The organism is Pseudodesulfovibrio sp. 5S69 (assembly GCF_037094465.1).
Lineage (GTDB): Bacteria > Desulfobacterota > Desulfovibrionia > Desulfovibrionales > Desulfovibrionaceae > Pseudodesulfovibrio > Pseudodesulfovibrio methanolicus.
The window spans coordinates 2885747-2901903 of record NZ_CP146609.1 but is presented as its reverse complement, the minus strand read 5'-3'; the positions used below and the strand labels follow the sequence as shown (position 1 = coordinate 2901903).

At 63.5% G+C, this 16157-nt stretch carries 17 protein-coding genes; 3 read left to right on the top strand and 14 right to left on the bottom strand.

The genetic code is table 11. The annotated features are described in order from the left end of the window. Window positions 1–9: 9 nt before the first annotated feature. From V8V93_RS13880 to V8V93_RS13870, 3 genes are all read right to left on the bottom strand, one after another. Window positions 10–801 (bottom strand): 2-amino-3,7-dideoxy-D-threo-hept-6-ulosonate synthase, encoded by a 792-nt coding sequence (locus V8V93_RS13880; protein WP_338667184.1) that lies wholly within the window; start codon window positions 799–801, stop codon window positions 10–12. A gap of 238 nt (window positions 802–1039) precedes the next feature. Then, the gene (locus V8V93_RS13875; protein WP_338667183.1) at window positions 1040–1423 is read right to left on the bottom strand and encodes a RidA family protein; all 384 of its coding nucleotides are present in this window, start codon (window positions 1421–1423) and stop codon (window positions 1040–1042) included. Window positions 1424–1443: 20 nt separating this feature from the next. Next, a complete protein-coding gene (locus V8V93_RS13870; protein WP_338667182.1) occupies window positions 1444–2409 on the bottom strand; it encodes a nucleoside recognition domain-containing protein in 966 nt (321 codons plus the stop codon). A 474-nt stretch (window positions 2410–2883) separates the two neighbouring features. On the opposite strand from V8V93_RS13870, the gene V8V93_RS13865 reads away from it, so the two are divergent. Further along, window positions 2884–3816, top strand: coding sequence for a DUF362 domain-containing protein (locus V8V93_RS13865; protein ID WP_338667181.1), 933 nt, complete (start codon window positions 2884–2886; stop codon window positions 3814–3816). Between the two features lies 1 nt (window position 3817). Continuing rightward, window positions 3818–5416, top strand: coding sequence for a 4Fe-4S binding protein (locus V8V93_RS13860; protein WP_338667180.1), 1599 nt, complete (start codon window positions 3818–3820; stop codon window positions 5414–5416). Between the two features lie 75 nt (window positions 5417–5491). Here the strand turns inward: V8V93_RS13860 and feoB are convergent, their stop codons facing one another. From feoB to V8V93_RS13845, 3 genes are read right to left on the bottom strand one after another with little or no spacing between them, the layout of a single operon-like run. Beyond that, window positions 5492–7627, bottom strand: coding sequence for a ferrous iron transport protein B (feoB, locus tag V8V93_RS13855; protein WP_338667179.1), 2136 nt, complete (start codon window positions 7625–7627; stop codon window positions 5492–5494). Between the two features lie 4 nt (window positions 7628–7631). Next, entirely contained in the window at window positions 7632–7874 is a 243-nt protein-coding gene (locus V8V93_RS13850) for a FeoA family protein (protein ID WP_338667178.1), read from the bottom strand. Window positions 7875–7933: 59 nt separating this feature from the next. After that, a complete protein-coding gene (locus V8V93_RS13845) occupies window positions 7934–8116 on the bottom strand; it encodes a FeoB-associated Cys-rich membrane protein (RefSeq protein WP_338667177.1) in 183 nt (60 codons plus the stop codon). Window positions 8117–8355: 239 nt separating this feature from the next. On the opposite strand from V8V93_RS13845, the gene V8V93_RS13840 reads away from it, so the two are divergent. After that, window positions 8356–8559: a hypothetical protein gene (locus V8V93_RS13840; protein WP_338667176.1), complete on the top strand. Its 204-nt coding sequence runs from the start codon at window positions 8356–8358 to the stop codon at window positions 8557–8559. 9 nt (window positions 8560–8568) lie between these two features. Here V8V93_RS13840 and V8V93_RS13835 read toward each other — a convergent pair whose 3' ends face one another. From V8V93_RS13835 to V8V93_RS13800, 8 genes are read right to left on the bottom strand one after another with little or no spacing between them, the layout of a single operon-like run. Then, on the bottom strand, window positions 8569–9915 hold the full coding sequence (locus tag V8V93_RS13835; protein WP_338667174.1) for a surface carbohydrate biosynthesis protein: 1347 nt from the start codon (window positions 9913–9915) through the stop codon (window positions 8569–8571). Between the two features lie 13 nt (window positions 9916–9928). Beyond that, entirely contained in the window at window positions 9929–11143 is a 1215-nt protein-coding gene (locus tag V8V93_RS13830; RefSeq protein ID WP_338667173.1) for an N-acetyl sugar amidotransferase, read from the bottom strand. After that, window positions 11144–11806, bottom strand: coding sequence for an imidazole glycerol phosphate synthase subunit HisH (gene hisH, locus V8V93_RS13825; protein ID WP_338667172.1), 663 nt, complete (start codon window positions 11804–11806; stop codon window positions 11144–11146). It abuts the gene before it with no gap. Between the two features lies 1 nt (window position 11807). Beyond that, on the bottom strand, window positions 11808–12677 hold the full coding sequence (gene hisF, locus V8V93_RS13820; RefSeq protein ID WP_338667171.1) for an imidazole glycerol phosphate synthase subunit HisF: 870 nt from the start codon (window positions 12675–12677) through the stop codon (window positions 11808–11810). An 11-nt stretch (window positions 12678–12688) separates the two neighbouring features. Beyond that, entirely contained in the window at window positions 12689–13492 is an 804-nt protein-coding gene (locus V8V93_RS13815; RefSeq protein ID WP_338667170.1) for an SDR family oxidoreductase, read from the bottom strand. After that, complete coding sequence (locus tag V8V93_RS13810; RefSeq protein ID WP_338667169.1) at window positions 13489–14178, bottom strand: acylneuraminate cytidylyltransferase family protein; 690 nt, start codon at window positions 14176–14178, stop codon at window positions 13489–13491. Before V8V93_RS13810 ends, V8V93_RS13815 begins: the two co-directional genes overlap by 4 nt. Continuing rightward, window positions 14175–15086 (bottom strand): Gfo/Idh/MocA family protein, encoded by a 912-nt coding sequence (locus V8V93_RS13805; protein WP_338667168.1) that lies wholly within the window; start codon window positions 15084–15086, stop codon window positions 14175–14177. The genes V8V93_RS13810 and V8V93_RS13805 overlap by 4 nt, the downstream gene beginning before the upstream one ends. Before the next feature lie 3 nt (window positions 15087–15089). Next, window positions 15090–16157: a nucleotidyltransferase family protein gene (locus V8V93_RS13800; RefSeq protein ID WP_338667167.1), complete on the bottom strand. Its 1068-nt coding sequence runs from the start codon at window positions 16155–16157 to the stop codon at window positions 15090–15092.

Below are 16157 nucleotides of genomic sequence, written 5' to 3'. Positions count from 1 at the left end.
GAGGCCTTCTTAGAGCAGCTCCATGGCCGCGTCGACGGTCCAGTCTTCGTGGACGACCTTGTTCAGGGCGGCCACGATCTTGGCCGGGCTGGCGTGCTGGAAGATGTTCCGGCCCACGGACAGGCCGCTGCCGCCCGCCTGGATGGAGTCGTGGACCATCTGGACGAGGTCGCGGTCGGAGTCGAGCTTGGGGCCGCCCGCGATGACCACGGGCACACAGCAGCCCTCGACCACGCGCGCGAAGGATTCGGGGTCACCGGTGTAGTTGACCTTGACGATGTCCGCGCCGAGCTCCACGCCCACGCGGGCGCAGTGGGCCACGACCTCCGGGGCGTACTCGTCTTTGATCTTGGGGCCGCGGGCGTACATCATGGCCAGCACGGGCATGCCCCATTCATTGGCTTCGGAGCAGAGCGCGCCGAGGTCGGAGAGCATCTGCGGTTCGGTCTCGTCGCCGAGGTTGACGTGGATGGACACGGCGTCCGCTCCGAGCTTGATGGCGTCGGTGATCGTGCCGACCATGGTCTTGGCATTGGGGTAGGGGGACAGGGAGGTGGACGCGGACAGGTGGATGATCAGGCCGATGTCCTTGCCGCCCGCGCGGTGGGAACAGCGGGGGATGCCCTTGTGCATGAGCACGGCGTTGGCGCCGCCCTCGGCCACCTGGTCAACGGTATCGCGCAGGTCCACGATGCCGTAAATGGGGCCCACGGTCACGCCGTGGTCCAGGGGGACCACGATGGTCCGGCCGTTGTTGCGGTTCATGATGCGTTCCATCCGAATGGCTTTTCCGAGATGCATGACGGTGCTCCTTGTGTCTGGCGGCTGCGGCGCGGCCAAAAAGAAAGAGGCCGCGGACTATGCCCGCGGCCTCTTGGTTGGTTTTTCTTTGTTTAAAGACTAGCGCACACCAAGACCGCAGGCGTTCCTGATAAAGCTAAAAAAGAAAAAGAAACGGGCGGTGTTGCTATGCATGAAATGGAAATACTTGTTTTGCGCCGAGGCTGTCAAGTAGAGTTTTGTGACGCGTTCGGGGCGATCAGTCGATGACGGCGACGCACTTGAATTCGACCAGGCCGCCCAGGGGCAGTCCGGCCACCTGGACGGCGGCGCGCGCGGGCTTGTGCCCGGAGAAGTATTCGGCGTAGATCGCGTTCAGGTCGGCGAACCGGCCCATGTCCATGAGGAACACGTCCACGGCCATGACCTTGTCCAGGGAGGACCCGGCCTCTTCGAGGATGGCCTTGAGATTTTCCAGAGCCTGGCGGGTTTGGGCCTTGAAGCCCTCGGCCAGCTTGCCTTCCGACGGGATGATGCCGAGTTGGCCGGAGACGTACAGGGTGCCGTTCACGGCGGTGGCCTGGGAGTATGGGCCCACGGCGGCCGGGGCTTTTTCGGTATGGATGAGCTGGATATCGGACATGATGTTCTCCTTTTGAGGGGTTATTTTTCGGCCCACAGGCAGGCGGCGCGGGCCCGTTCGGGCACGCGGCGGACGATTTGGACGATGCCGGCCATGGCCAGCACGGCGAAGATGAGGCGTCCCCAGAGCACGCCGCTCAGGTGCCCTCCGATAAGTATGATCAGCAGCGTATCCTCGATGAGCGAGTGGCACAAGCCCATGAAGGTCAGGGAATAGAAGACGTCTTCCTTGCTCAGGCTGCCGTTGCGGGCCTCGTTGATGATCAGGCCGCCGCCGTAGGAAAGGCCCATGGTCAGGCCGATGACGGTGATGGCCGAGGCCTTGGGCCCGATGCCGATGAGGTCGAGTACCGGCCGGAGGATGCGGTTCATGAGGTCGATGAGCCCGATGGCCCCGAGTACGCGCATGATGGTGATCAGGGTGAAGATGATGCAGAAGATGGACACCAGGTTCCGGGCCTGGCCCAGCGTCCAGGCCGCGATGGAGCCGGTTCCGGCCGTGGGGTCGGTCTGGAAGAGCATGGGTGCCGGGCCGCTCAGGGTGCCGGTGGCCGAGTAGATCAGATGGAGCAGCCAGGCCAGGACAAAGGCCCCGGCCATGCGCACGCAGCACTGAAAGAGGAACCGGGCCCCGGAACGGTCGGCGATGGCGGTCTCGATGGGCAGGCCGTGGGCCAGGAGCATGAGCACGCCGAGCACCGTGGCCTGGGCCGCGGTCAGGGGCGCATCCCCGGCAAACGAGGCCAGGACGATCATCCCAGTGTAGATGTTGTTGATCAGGGTGGTGGCCCAGACCAGGCCCATCTCGGCGGGCAGCCCGAGCACGCCCATGATCGGCTCCAGCGGCCAGGCCAGGTAGTGGATCAGGTCGAACTCCTGGAGAACCTTGACCAGGATGAGCACCGGAATCATGATCTTGAACAGTTGCAAGCAGGCGTCCACGGTCTCGTGGAAGATGGCCTTCAGCGTCAGGAAGAGTTTCGCCACGGTGGGGGCTCCTTTACCATGCGGAGGATAGGGCATCGGCATGCAAAAGAAAAGGCCCTTTTCCTGTTTGTATTGAGCCTTCAAGGTGTTCCGCCGGACCGGCTCAGCAACTTCGATAACTAACAGGAATAGTATGAGTATCGGTTCCCAGAACGGCGTTGGCGGTCCGATTCATCGGAATTGTTATCCGATTCTCCTCAGTCGAGGAGGCCCCTGGCGTCGTGCTCTCTTGGCACGCGTCCGCCAACGCCTTGACCGTCCACATTGCATGCGGTCGTCCCGCACGGGGGGAATAGACCGATCCTCCTTTATTCTTGCTCGATCTCCCGAAACGGGCCCAGTGCTATTGTCCCTGGAAATCCGAACATGCTATCAGAACCAAACCGCCCCTGCGCGGCATCGGGAACCCGTAGGGTCCCCGAACGACGGCAGCCACCTCATTTCAAGACTATCGCCAACCTTGGAGGTAACACCATGGATCGTCGTGATTTCCTGAAAAAAACCCTGAGCGGCACGATTGTCGCCGGAGCCACCCTGGCGTTCGGCAAAGTGGGCGGCTTCTGGAATGCCGCAGCGGATGCGGCGGAGTCCGGAAAGACCTGGGACCTGGTGGCCGTCCGCGGCGGCGGGCCCGACGCCATGTTCGACAGCGCCATCAGCGCCTACGGTGGGATGCGAACCTTTGTTTCCCGTGGCAGCAAGGTCGTGGTCAAGCCGAACATCGGCTGGGACGTGCCCCCCGAACGGGGGGGAAACACCAATCCCAAGCTGGTGACCCGCATCGTCGAGCACTGCCTCGACGCCGGGGCCTCCGAGGTGACCGTGTTCGACCACTCCTGCGACAGTTGGCGGCAGTGCTACCTGAACAGCGGGATCGGGGAGGCCGTTGAGAAGGCCGGGGGCAAGATGGTCTCGGCGGACAGCAAGGGCTACTACCGAGAGGTTTCCGTCCCCAAGGGCAAACGCCTGAACAAGGCCCTGGTCCACCAGGCCCTGTTGGATGCGGACGTCTTTTTCAATGTCCCGGTGCTGAAGGACCACAGCTCCTCCATGCTCACCGCGAGCATGAAGAACCTGATGGGCGTGGTCTGGGACCGGTGGTACTGGCACCGCAACGACCTGCACCAGTGCATTGCGGACTTCTCGTCCTTCCGCAGGCCGGACCTGACCATCGTGGACGCCTACAACGTCATGAAGCGCAACGGCCCCCGAGGCGTGTCGGTCAACGACGTGGTCAACATGAAGGCGCAGGTCCTATCCACGGACTTCGTGGCCGCGGACGCCGCGGCCGCGAAACTGTATGGCGTGGAGCCGTCGGACGTCCGGCACATCCGACTCGCCGCGGAAATGGGCTTGGGCCGCATGGACCTGCAGAACCTGTCCATCAACCGCATCAAGCTCGGCTGACATGCAGCTTGGCAGTCTCAAGCCGCTGCGGGTTGCGGTCGCCGCAATTTTTCTCGGGCTGACCGCCTTCCTTTTCCTCGATTTCAGGGAGATCGGGGCCCGGTCCATGGCGGACGCCGTTCTGTACCTGCAATTCGCGCCTTCGTTCCTCAACTTTCTGGAGGCCGCGACTCTGGGGGCGACGGGCTTCCTGATCGTGATCGTCCTGACCTTGGCCTTCGGTCGGGTGTACTGCTCCACCATCTGCCCGTTAGGCGCGCTCCAGGACGTCCTCGGCCGCCTGGGCGGCAGGCGGCGCTACCGTTTCACCAAGGCGCACAACGGAATCCGGTATGCGGTGCTCGGGCTGACCGTAGTGCTCTTTGTCGCGGGCAGCGGGTTGTTGCTCAACCTCCTGGAGCCGTTCAGCAATTTCGGCAGGATCCTGTCGAATCTCGTTCGCCCCCTGCTCCTGGCCGCCAACAACCTGGCGGCTCTCGTGTTCGAGCAGGCCGGATACCACGGCCTGTACCGCGTCCGGTGGCCGGCCATCGCCCCGCTTTCCATGGGCGTGGCCCTGGCCATGCTTCTGCTGGTCGGCTGGCTCAGCACCGGGCGGGGCCGGCTCTACTGCAACACGCTCTGTCCGGTGGGCACGTTGTTGGGAATTCTTTCCCGGTTCTCGGTGTTCCGTATCCGGTTCGACAGCGGGGCGTGCCGGGAGTGCGGGCGGTGCGAGCGGGTCTGCAAGGCCGAATGTATCGACTTCAAGGCGCAGTCGGTGGATGCCTCCCGCTGCGTGGGTTGCTACAATTGCTTGGCCGTCTGCCCGGACAACGCGTTGCGCCTGTCGGGCGCCAGCGGGAGCGGCTCCGGCGGGGCCGGGGAGAACCCTGGGCGCCGAAAATTCCTGATCGGCCTGGTGGCGGGGAGCGTCGGCCTGGCGGCGACCGGGGCGAACGCGGCATCGCCTCCGTCGGCCATGTCGGATGCGGCGCCGCCTCCGGCGGTGACGCCGAGCCGGTCCACCACGGTTCCGGAAAAGCGGACGAGCCCGGTTTCCCCGCCCGGTTCCCGGAGCATCAAGCACTTCACGTCCCGGTGCACGGCGTGCCACCTGTGCGTGTCCGCCTGCCCGTCACGGGTGCTGGCCCCGTCGCTTTTCGAGTACGGCCTGTCCGGCATGATGCAGCCGCGCATGTCGTTTCAATCGGCCCATTGCAATTTCGATTGCACGGTCTGTTCGGAGATCTGTCCCAGCGGGGCCATCCTGCCCCTGTCCAAGGAGCGCAAGCAGCGGACCCAGGTGGGTGTGGCCCAGTTCATCAGGGAAAATTGCGTGGTGTACACGGACAATACCAACTGCGGCGCCTGTTCCGAACACTGCCCGACCAAGGCCGTCCATATGGTGCCCTATCTGAACGGCCCTGGCCGCAAGCTCGTTATCCCCGAGGTCAACGCGGCCATATGCGTCGGCTGCGGCGGCTGCGAGCACGCCTGTCCCACCCGTCCCTACAAGGCCATTTACGTGAACGGCAATCCGTCGCACAAGCTCGCCGAGAAACCGGTGGTCGAAAAGATGGAACCCCTTCCCGATACGGGTGAAGACTTCCCGTTTTAATGGGTTTCCACCTCCCACAGACGAAAAAAAAGAGCCCCTAGGGGCTCTCTTTTTTTGCGCCAGGCCCGCCGTTCGCTACAGGAAGGCCTTGGAGACGTGGTAGGCAAGGACGGCCATGACAAAGGCCAGGCAGGTGGAGCCGACCACGCTGAAGGCGGCCCAGCGCCAGCTCGATTCGCGTGCCATGGTCACCACGGTGACGAAGCAGGGGGCGTAGAGCATGGTGAAGATGATCAACGCGATGGCCGTGGCGGCGGAAAAGGCCGGATCGGCGACCAGGCGCTCGGACAGGGGCAGTGCCTCTTCGGTGTCCACCTCGCCCAGGGAGTAGGCCGTGCCCAGGGTGGAGACAATGACCTCCTTGGCCGCGAAACCGCCGGTCAGGGCGATGTTCACCCGCCAGTTGAAGCCGGCCAGCTCGGACACGGGCTCCAGGGCGGTGCCGATGCGGCCCGCCAGGGTGTGGCGGACGGCCTCCTCGGCCTCGGCGTTGTCGATGGTCGTGATCTGTTCCTCGGATTGGGCCGCGGCTCGCTGGGCCTCGTAGTGGGCCACGCGGTCGGCGGGCAGCTCCGGGAAGGTCATCATGGCCCAGAGCAGGATGGAGATGCCCAGGATCACGGTACCGGCCTTCTTGGCGTACTCCCAGGTGCGTTCCCAGGTGTGGATCAGCACGCCCTGGAGGGTGGGCATGCGGTAGGGTGGCAGTTCCATGACGAACGGCGTGGAGGCGCCCCTGATGACCGTGGAGCGCAGCAGCCGGGCCACGAGCAGGGCCATGGCCCAGGCGGACAGGGTGATGACCAGCATGACCGTGGCCGAGTCCTCGGGGAAGAAGGCGGCGGCCAGCATGAGGAAGACGGGCACCTTGGCGCCGCAGGTCATGTACGGGGTTACGAACAGGGTGGCCAGCTTTTCCTTGGGCGAGCGCAGGGTGCGGGTGGCCATGACGCCGGGCACGGCGCAGCCGCCCGCGATGCCGCCGGACACGATGAAGGGCAGCACCGACGTGCCGTGCAGGCCGAAGATCTTGAAGATGCGGTCGAGCATGTAGGCCATTCGGGCGATGTACCCGGAGTCCTCCAGGGCGGAGATCATCAGGAACATGAACATGATCAGCGGCACGAAGCCGAGCACGCCGCCCACGCCGTCGATGATGCCCGAGACGACGAGCGATTGCAGGTGGCCGGGGGGCAGGAGGTTGGTGGCCGCGTCGCCGAGCAGGCCGAAGAGCGATTCCAGCCAGCCCATGGGGATCTCGCCCACGGTAAAGGTTATCTCGTAGATGAGGTAGACAATGCCGAGCATGATCAGCGGTCCGAGGAACCGGTGGGTCAGGACCTTGTCCATCTTGTCGGAGCGGCTGATGCGGTCCTCGCTGGAGGCCGGGTAGGTGACCACGTCCTTGATCATGGAGGCGATGAACCCGTAGCGGTAGTCGGCGATGAGCGCGTCGGGCCGCATGTTCAGGGTCTTGCGGGTGTGTTCGGCCACCTCGCGGGCCATGGCTTCGAGTTGTTCCGAGAGCTCGGTGTTGGCCATGCGCCCCTTGATGATGACGTCCTCGTCACGTTCCAGGTACTTGATCCCGGTCCAGCGGGCGGGCACCTTGTCGGTCAGGAACTCGGCCTCGGCTATCAGTTTCTCCATCTCGCACAGGACCGGGTCCAGATCCGGGCCGTAGGAGATGTTCAGGGCCTTCCACTCCCCGGTCTGCTTGGCGGCCACCTCCAGGGTGGAGCGCAGCAGCTCCTGGGCGCCCCGTCCGGAGCGGGCCACGGTCTCGACCACGGCGCAGCCCGACAGTTCTTCGAGGCGAGCGCTGTCGATCCGCTTGCCGGACTTGCGCACTTCGTCCATCATGTTCAGGCCGAGGATCAGCGGTACGCCCAGTTCCATGATCTGCACGGCCAGGTAGAGGTTCCGCTCCAGGGCGTCGGCGTTCATGATGTCTATGACCGCCTGGGGCCGGTCGTCCACCAGGAAATTGCGGGCGACCAGTTCCTCCTGGGTGTAGGCGGTCAGGGAGTAGGTGCCGGGCAGGTCCACGAGCTCCACGGAGTCGGTCCCGGCGTTGATGTGGCCGATTTTCTTTTCGACGGTCACGCCGGGCCAGTTGGCCACATGTTGGCGTGCTCCGGTCAGGGCGTTGAACATGGTGGTCTTGCCGCAGTTCGGGTTGCCTGCGATGCCGATGATGTATTGGCCCATGCGTTTAGTCCTCCAGGGGGGTGACGGTGATGTGGTCTGCCTCGCTGTTGCGCAAGGTCAGCGTGAAGTCGCGGAGCCTGAGGGCCACGGGGTCGCGCAACGGGGCCTTGCCGATGACCGTGACCTCGGTGCCGGGGATGAGTCCCATGTCGCGGATGCGGCGGCCGAGCTCGCCGTCCGCGCTGACCGTCCTGATTTTCAGTCTCTGGTTGACCTTGGCTTTGCGTAAACACATGTCTTGAGCCATTGTGATGATCCTCGAAAAGCGTTGGTTGAGAATTGTTCTCAACGGTTGATCAAAAAAAATTACCTTGAACCGCAGCAGTCGTGTCGGTCCGGGCTGTCCTTGATGCCGGAGCATGATCCGGACTGCCCGCAGCCGCTACAGCCGCAGCCGGGCTGCTTGGCGGTGAAGGCGCGCAGGATTCTGCGGCCCACGAAAAAGGCCGCTATGGCGACGATGGCCACGACAATGATGGTATCGAGCATATGGATTCCCCCAAAGTTTCTTCCGGCAGCGCTGCCGGACACTCACTTGATAGTGATGTTGAGAATCAGTGTCAAGTGAAAATCCATAAAAAACGCGGGGCGGGCCGAAAGGCTGAAGAGCCCGGTATTCCTTGTCTTCAACCTTATTTTATGGTCATATGCCTGCGTTTGCGTGCGGATGATAATGGTATTGCCCGCATACGGCAACCGCTAACATCAGACCTGTCACGGAGAGTTCCATGGATGACGACGGAAGGGAATTCATGCAATGGATAGATGTCCTGGCCAAGGGCATCATCGCGGGCGCGGCCATCGGCTATCTCTTCAGCTTCACGGACATGATGGCTCCGGGCAAGGCCGTGGCCCTGGGCGGCCTGGCGGGCTGCCTCGCGTCCATCACGTTCAAGAACCGTCAGGACGATCGGAAGAACCGGGACAAGTAGCCGCCTGGATCAGGGCCGGGGCGTGATCAGGAAGGTGTTCAGGCACAAGGGCCTGACATCCACCTCCGGCAGCTCCGGTTCAGCGGTGCGCAGGCCGTTTAGCCTGCGTTCCACTTCTTCCTTCCGCAACCGCGAAAATTTGTTCAGGGCATAGCGGACCTTGCGTCCATTGCGGCCGGGCTGCCGCGCGCGCAGCAGTTTGCTCAGGTACTTGCGCCAGCACTTGGCCTGGCCCCACGGCCCCAGCGGAGCGGGCAGCCAGGTCTTCACGCCTGCGGCATGGCTTGCGGCCAGTTCGGCGATGACCTCGGCCGCGCGGCCGGTCACGTTGGCCAGGTACGGGGCCAGCCGGGCCCGTAGTTCTCGGCTGGTCTCCTCGGGCATGGTCCCCTGGTCGATGGCGCGGATCGCCTCCTCCGGGGAGGTCACGCGGTGGCCGATGGTGGTCATGAGCGCGGCCGCCTCCTCGATGTCCTCGAAGGGGGCATATTGCAGGACCAGCTTGCCCATGAGGGTGGCCTCCAGGCCGGTGGTGCAGTCGTGGTGGATGACCGCCGCAGCCGAGGCGATCCACTCGCGGGCCGCGCCCTGCTTGGTGACGAAGATGTTGGTTCGGTCCGAGGTCCGGCACCGGTAGAACTCCGCGTCCTCGGCCGGGTGGGGCCGGATGATGATGTGGCGGTCAGGGTGGGCCTCGGCCAGCATGGCGCACAACTCGATCATGGCCAGGGCCGTCTTCTCCTGGTGGGCGCAGCGTTTCTTGAGGCGGGCCAGGTGGGCGGGGTCGCCGTACACTTTCCACTCGTCCATCCGGCTGAGCATCTTCACGTAGTGGTCGAAGCCCATCTCATGGTTGAACATCCCGAAGCTGGTGTTGATCAGGATGTAATCCTCGCCGTGCTCCCGGACGATGTCGGGATTGCGGTAGTAGCCGATGAAACGCTCGTCGGCCAGGTCGAAGGCCGGGTGGCCAGTGACGATCAGGTCGTCCCGCCGGTCATCGGGGATCAGGGCGGCGAGGATATCTGCCTGCTTTTGCCCCCAGAGGCAGATGGCGGTGACGTGGTCGATGATCTTGGCGAAATTGGCCTGCAACGTGGGCGGGTCGTCCACAAACCCCTGGCCCTCCGCGTTCAGGTTGAGGACCACGCCGTGGTTGTCGAGCACGTGTCGGTTGGTGGGCACGTGCTGGTCGCTGTCGAAGTAGAGGACCGGGTTGGAGCCGGACCGGATGTAGCGGTTGACCATGCGGTCTCCCACCAGCGAAGGCAGGCCCTTTCTCGCGAGATGCAGGGCCTGGTAAAGGACTCCATCCAGTTCGCGGATGAGTATTTCCACCTCGAAGGCGCAGAGCATGGGTTCTCCGGGACTAGAGGTTCTCCACCCGGTGTTTCAGCTTCCACTCGCCGTTGACCTTCTCCCAGAGATGCGGGGAACGGTTCCTGTCGGTCAGTTCCTGGAAATGCTCCGGGGTGATCTCGAGGTAGTCCATGATCTCGTCGAAGTATCTGTCGGGGAACTCACCGTCGTACTTGTGGACCAGGGCGACGCCTTCTTCGCGGGTCAGGTGCTTGTTGCGGATCTCCTGGGATGCGTCGTAGGTGGTCCGTCCGATGCCGAACTTGATGTACGTGGTGTAGTAGTGGAGGTCGTCGATCTTGTCGTCGATGGAGTTGTACTTGGAATAGGTCCCCTGAGTACGGAACGGGCGGGCCTTGAAGCCGGTGTTCTCCACCGCATAGTAGTAGGCCTCCTGCGGCGTCCAAGGCACGTAATAGCCGAGGTAGTGGACTTCGATGTTAGACTGGGCCAGGCGGTCGGCCTCGGCCGGGAAATAGGAGGACAACTCATTCAGGCGCAGTCCATGGACCTCCATCAGTTCCTTGATGGACACCCCGCCCAGGTACAGGTCGTCGATATTTGTCATGCTGTAGTAGGACTTGTCGCGCAGGGAGCTTGAAGTCTCCGCAATGGGGTTGCCGTACTCGGCTTCTGGCTCCCCGTAGAAGATCAGCGGGATATTGTATTCCAGGGCAATCTTGGGGGCCAGATTCTTCTGGCCGAGGATGAAGGTCTGGAACGGGTGAAATAGGTTCTCGATAGCCAGCTTGGTCAGCAGCTTGTGGGCCCGGCCGTTCTGGTTGAAGGTCAGGTTGTCGAACCCCCCGACCTCGATCCAGTTGCGGAAGTTGCGGTACCCGTAGTCCGTGTACATGATCGGCGGCCAGGTCACGGTCAGGGGATTCATCCCGTATTTGTATTTGAGGACGTGGGCGGCCAGGGCGCTGTCCTTGCCGCCGCTGCCGGGCACGATGCAGTCGTAGCCGCCGTCGTTGCGACGGTGCTTGTCGCACAACTGGAGCAGTTGTTCCTCGCGCGCCTTCCAGTCGATCTCGCCCTTTTTCTGCTCATTGTAACGGCATGCGTCGCACACGCCGTCCTCGTCGATGTGCAGGGTGGGGGTTATGCGGTCCTTGGTGTGCTTGAACTCCGGGTAGGAGGAGGGGCGCTGGTTGGACATGACGCATTTCTTGCAGAAGCGGACTTCTTCGGGCAGGCCGAAAAGGGTTTTGGGTTGGGTCATTTATTGTGCCTCCGAAGAATGGATGAGTTTTGCAAAATTGCTATAGATGGCGAGGCCTTCGCTTCCACTGCGTTCGGGGTGAAACTGGAAGGCCGTGATGTTTCCCTTGCGGCTGCCTGAGCAGAAAGTGATTTCTCCGTACTGCGTCATGCTCAGGATCACATTGTCCGAATCAGGGACAACGTAGCAGGAATGGACAAAGTACATATCCGTCCCAGGTGTGACGTCTTCGAGCAGCGTGCCGTTCCATGCATCCGGATCGCAGTCCGGCGGCCGGATGGCGTTCCAACCTACCTGGGGCACCTTGTAGGTCCGCCCGTCGATTTCCTGCACGGGGAAGTAGCAGACGTTGCCGGAAAGGATGTCTAGCCCCTTGTGGGCACCGAATTCCTCGCTGCTGGAGAACAGGAGTTGCTGCCCGAGGCAGATGCCGAGCAGGGGAGTGCCTTTTTCGGCCACGTCCTTTATCGGTGAAACCAGGTCGAGCCGATTCAGCGCGTCCATGGCGTCGCCGAACGCGCCCACGCCGGGCAGGATCACCGATTTTGCGTTGACCACATCCTGAGGGTCGTTGGTGATCTCCACGGAGAGGCCGACGTGCTCGCAGGCGTGCTTGATGGAAAAGAGGTTGCCCAGGCCGTAATCGATGATGGCCACGTCCATGTTATGCATTGTCCGCCTTCATCCGGCACGGAATGCCTTGTTTTCGTATCGTTGTCTTGATCTCGCCGATGGTGCATGGCTGTACCTTGGTGAAGCGGCGGCCGGTCTTGAGAAATTCGATGTTCCCTTCCTGTTCGTATTCATGGGATACGGATTTGGAGGACAGTTCGTCCATGGCTCTGTAATGTAAGGCAGCCGCTATGGACACGGCGTCGGCCCGGCCTTCGCTGATGGCCTTGGCCGCGTCCTCGGGGGTGCCGCATCCGCCTCCGGCTATGACCGGAATGGACACACTTTCGGAGATGGCCCGGATCAGTTCGAGGTCGAAGCCCTTGCCGGTACCTTCCTGATCAATGCTCGTGACCATCAACTCCCCGGCACCCAGATCGGCCGCCCGACGAGCCCAATCCACGGCATCCACGCCGGTGGTCTCCCGTCCGTATTCGATGAGTGCCTCCCATCTCCCGTTGTCCTGCCGGATGGCCTCGATGGAAACCACGATGGTCGAGGAACCGAAAGCGATCGAAGCCTCACGGATAAGCTCGGGCCGCTTGATGGCTGCTGTGTTGACCGCGATTTTGTCCGCCCCCGCCCGTAGGACCTCGCGGATATCGTCCACGGAGCGGAGGCCGCCCCCCACGCACAGTGGAATGAAAATTTGGGAAGAGGTCTTTGCGACGATGGCGTGCAGGCTGTTGCGATCGTACAGGCTGGCCACCGCGTCTTGGAAGAAGAGCTCATCCGCCCCTTGCTCATAGTAGAGCTGGGCAAAATCCTCGGGTTTTCCCAGGACTCGCAACCCCTCAAAATGAATACCCTTTACAAGATTCGGGCCTTTGATGTCCAGGCGTGGGATAACACGATAATTCATGGTGGAGTCCTTTACCAAGCGGTCCAGCCGCCGTCAACAAGCAGGTTCTGGCCGGTGACGTAGGCGGACAGGTCGCTGGCGAGGAAGAGCAGGGCGCCCTTCATGTCCTCTTCGGTGGCCATGCGGCCCATGGGGGTTTTGGCCTCGTAGCGTTTGATGAATTTCGGGTCCTGGCCGCGGGCCACGCCGCCCGGGCAGATGGAGTTGACCCGCACTTCCGGGGCCAGCACCGTGGACAGCCAGCGGGTCAGCTGGATCAGGCCGCCCTTGGAGGCACCGTAGGCCGCCGGGTTGCCCATCTTGGTGTCGTCGTACAGGGACATGTCCGGGCCGACCACGCCGTAGGTGGAGCCGATGTTGACGACACTGCCGTGCCCGGACCGGCGAAGCAGCGGGGTGGCCGCCTGGATCAGGGCGAACGGCGCGGTCAGGTTGGTCTCCAGGGCCGCGCGCCAGGTGTCCACGGACTGCTCCTCGAAGGGAACCACCCAGCCGGTCAGCTTGGAGGTGCCCACAAAGGCGGCGCAGTTGACCAGGATGTCCAGGGAGCCGAGCGCTTCGGCCACTTTGCCGGGGGCCGCGACCACGGCCTTCTCGTCGGCCAGATCAAGGGTCAGCCCCATGGTCTCGACCGACCATTCCTCGGCCACGCGCACGGCGGTGTCTTCCACGCGGTCCGAGTCCACGTCCAGTACGGCGACGTTCGCCCCGGCCTCGGCCAGGGTGTCGCAAAAGGCCTGGCCGATGTGCCCGGCCCCGCCCGTGACCAGGGCGGTCCGGCCGGTCAGGTCCATAAGTTCCTTGATGCTCTTCATTGGTTCCGCTCCATCAGAAATTCGGCAAAGGCGAAGTCCTGTTCTGTGTCGATGTCCAGGGCGCGTTCGGGCGGAATGATGACCGCCTTGACCCTTCCCTGGAATACCCCTTCGTGTCTTCGGATGAAATTCGGTGTGGTTACGTAGCAGACCGTGGTCAGGTCGAAGATCGGCGGTGCGTCCTGGCGGCGGGTGATGCGCTCGCCGGGCGGCATGGCTATGGCCGCGTATCCATCATCGCTCATGGTGACCATATTGAAGGAGGGATGGCGCTCGGCGGGCCTGGCCGTGACCACCATGTCGCAGCCGCCCCGTTCGAACAGCTCGATGCAGTCGCGCACGTCCTTTGCGCTGCGCAGGGGCGCGGTGCAGGGCAGGGAGACGAACAGGTCGAAGGCGTCTTCGGCCTCCATCGCGTCCACAGCGTGCCGCCAGGCCAGCCACTCGGGCGCATCGTCGCGGGCCAGCTCGGCCGGGCGCATGAACGGGACCTCGGCCCCGTATTCCTCGGCCACGGCCGCGATCTTCGGGTCGTCGGTGGACACGATGATCCGGTCGAGAAGCCCGCTGTCCCGGCCCGCGCGGATGGCGTGGCCGATGAGCGGTACTCCGTTCAGGGGGCGGATGTTCTTGCCGGGCACGCCCTTGGAGCCGCCCCGGGCGAAAATGAATCCGTAACGCTTCATGACGCGGACTCCCACACCTGTTGCTCGGCGCACCGCTCCAGGGTCTCGATCAGCGCGACCAAGGCCAGGCCCTGTTCATAGGTGCACGGCGTGGGGTCGCCCACGGCCATGGCCTCCAGCTCTCGGCGGTAGGTGATGTCCCGGTCCACCGGGAACTCCTCCATGGTTCCGTTCACGGTGAGCATGCCCGCCAGAAAGTCGGCCCGCAGGGTCATGTCCGCACAGGTGATGTCGAAGCCGCGGTGGCTGGCCCGGCTGAGATAGTCCATGTGCACGCCGACCATGGGGCAGCGTTCCGTCTCCATGAGCACGGCGAACTGGTCGTCCGAATCGATCTTGAGATCGCTGTAGTGGCCGCCCAAGGCCGTGGCCCGTTTCCAGTCGCCCAGGAGAAACTGGGCCAAATCCAGCTCGTGGGACAGGTCGCGCAGCACACCGCCGCCCAGGGCCCGGCTGGCCGAGTAGCTCTTGGTGTAGTCCCGGCCGGGTCGCCAGTCCGGCAGATACTGGCCCACGGCGAACCTTGCGTTCAGAACCCTGTGCCCGGCGAGCAGCTCGCGGGTCCGGGTGACCATGGGGTGGAAGCGCAGGTTGTAGGCCACAAAGACGTTGTCGCCGGGTGCGGGATCGAGCTCGCGGATGCGCTCGAAGAGCGGTTTCTCCACCAGGATGCGGCCCGTGAACCCGGCCTTGAGCAGCGTCTTGAGACCGGCCGCATGCTCCACCGTGGCCGTGCAGACCACGGCCAGCCAGGGGGCGGTTTCCTCAAGGGCCGCTTGAATGTTCGGGAAGGCCGGGAAAGGGCACTCTCGGTTTCGGGTGACGCAGGCCACCTCGTGGCCCATGGACTTGAGCAGGCGCGCGTGGCGGGCACCGATGGAGCCGTAGCCGATGATCAGAGCGTGCATGATTTAACAGCCTTCTTCCCGCATGTGGAAATGCATTTCGTAGTCGCAGTTGGCCTGGTCGAAATCCTGTTTGCGGCCGATGTCCATCCAGTACTCGTGGATGGGGAAGGCCGCCGTGGTCTCGCCCCGGTCCATGAGCCTGCCAAACAGGGTGGGCATGTCCAGGTATTCGTTTTGCGGGATGGCGGCGGCAACATCCGGTTCGAGCACATAGATGCCCGCGTTGACGAAGAACTTGTGGGTCGGCTTTTCTTCCAGCTTGGTGATGCGGTGATCCTTCACCTTGACCACGCCGTAGGGCACCTGGATGTCGAAGCGGCGCACGGCCATGGTCGCCTTGGCCGCCTGTTCGCGGTGGAAGGCAAGCATGCCGGGGAAGTCCACCTTGGTCAGCAGGTCGCCGTTCATGACGAAGACGGGCGCGTCAGGTTTCTCGGGGATGAGCCCCACGGCCCCGGCCGTGCCGAGCTGCTTGTCCTCGCGCAGGTAGCGGATCTCCACTCCGTGTTTGGAGCCGTCGCCGAAGTATTCCTCGACCATGTCCGCGCGGTAGTTGACCGAGATGTAGAACTTGTTGAAGCCGTATTCCGCGAACTGGTCCAGGATGGTCTTGAGCAGGGGCTTGTTGCCCACGTTCAGGAGCGGCTTGGGGCAGTCCTCGGTCAGAGGGCGCAGCCGCTGTCCCAGGCCGCCCGCCATGAGCACCACCCAGTTGTCGCGGCGCTCCGGGGTGATGACGTCGAGCAGGGTACGCAGCCCTACCACCCGGCCGTCCCTGTCCAGGAGCGGCACCTGGCGGATCTCCCGCTCGCGCATGGTCGCCAGCAGAGCCGCCTGGTCCTCGTTCGGCCTGGCCGAGAAGAATTTGGTCTCCATGATCTCGACGGCCGGGGACTCCAGGGTCTTGCCGGCCAGCAGGCCGCGCCGGATGTCGCCGTCGGTGATGACCCCCTTGAGCCTGCCGTCCGCCTCGGTCAGCAGAACGATCTGCAGGTTGATGCGGTTCAGGGTCTCGGCCGCGTCCCGGATGGTGGCAGTGAGCGGGATGACGGCATTTTTCCATGTATTCAT

Bases quoted from the DNA above. Each gene is read 5' to 3' on its own strand.
- hisH (WP_338667172.1), bottom strand. From the start codon at position 11,806: ATGGACGTGGCCATCATCGATTACGGCCTGGGCAACCTCTTTTCCATC.
- feoB (WP_338667179.1), bottom strand. From the start codon at position 7,627: ATGGGCCAATACATCATCGGCATCGCAGGCAACCCGAACTGCGGCAAG.
- V8V93_RS13880 (WP_338667184.1), bottom strand. From the start codon at position 801: ATGCATCTCGGAAAAGCCATTCGGATGGAACGCATCATGAACCGCAAC.
- V8V93_RS13815 (WP_338667170.1), bottom strand. From the start codon at position 13,492: ATGAAGAGCATCAAGGAACTTATGGACCTGACCGGCCGGACCGCCCTG.
- hisF (WP_338667171.1), bottom strand. From the start codon at position 12,677: ATGAATTATCGTGTTATCCCACGCCTGGACATCAAAGGCCCGAATCTT.
- V8V93_RS13805 (WP_338667168.1), bottom strand. From the start codon at position 15,086: ATGCACGCTCTGATCATCGGCTACGGCTCCATCGGTGCCCGCCACGCG.
- V8V93_RS13845 (WP_338667177.1), bottom strand. From the start codon at position 8,116: ATGCTCGATACCATCATTGTCGTGGCCATCGTCGCCATAGCGGCCTTT.
- V8V93_RS13810 (WP_338667169.1), bottom strand. From the start codon at position 14,178: ATGAAGCGTTACGGATTCATTTTCGCCCGGGGCGGCTCCAAGGGCGTG.
- V8V93_RS13865 (WP_338667181.1), top strand. From the start codon at position 2,884: ATGGATCGTCGTGATTTCCTGAAAAAAACCCTGAGCGGCACGATTGTC.
- V8V93_RS13875 (WP_338667183.1), bottom strand. From the start codon at position 1,423: ATGTCCGATATCCAGCTCATCCATACCGAAAAAGCCCCGGCCGCCGTG.
- V8V93_RS13830 (WP_338667173.1), bottom strand. From the start codon at position 11,143: ATGACCCAACCCAAAACCCTTTTCGGCCTGCCCGAAGAAGTCCGCTTC.
- V8V93_RS13800 (WP_338667167.1), bottom strand. From the start codon at position 16,157: ATGAATACATGGAAAAATGCCGTCATCCCGCTCACTGCCACCATCCGG.
- V8V93_RS13860 (WP_338667180.1), top strand. From the start codon at position 3,818: ATGCAGCTTGGCAGTCTCAAGCCGCTGCGGGTTGCGGTCGCCGCAATT.
- V8V93_RS13850 (WP_338667178.1), bottom strand. From the start codon at position 7,874: ATGGCTCAAGACATGTGTTTACGCAAAGCCAAGGTCAACCAGAGACTG.
- V8V93_RS13840 (WP_338667176.1), top strand. From the start codon at position 8,356: ATGGATGACGACGGAAGGGAATTCATGCAATGGATAGATGTCCTGGCC.
- V8V93_RS13835 (WP_338667174.1), bottom strand. From the start codon at position 9,915: ATGCTCTGCGCCTTCGAGGTGGAAATACTCATCCGCGAACTGGATGGA.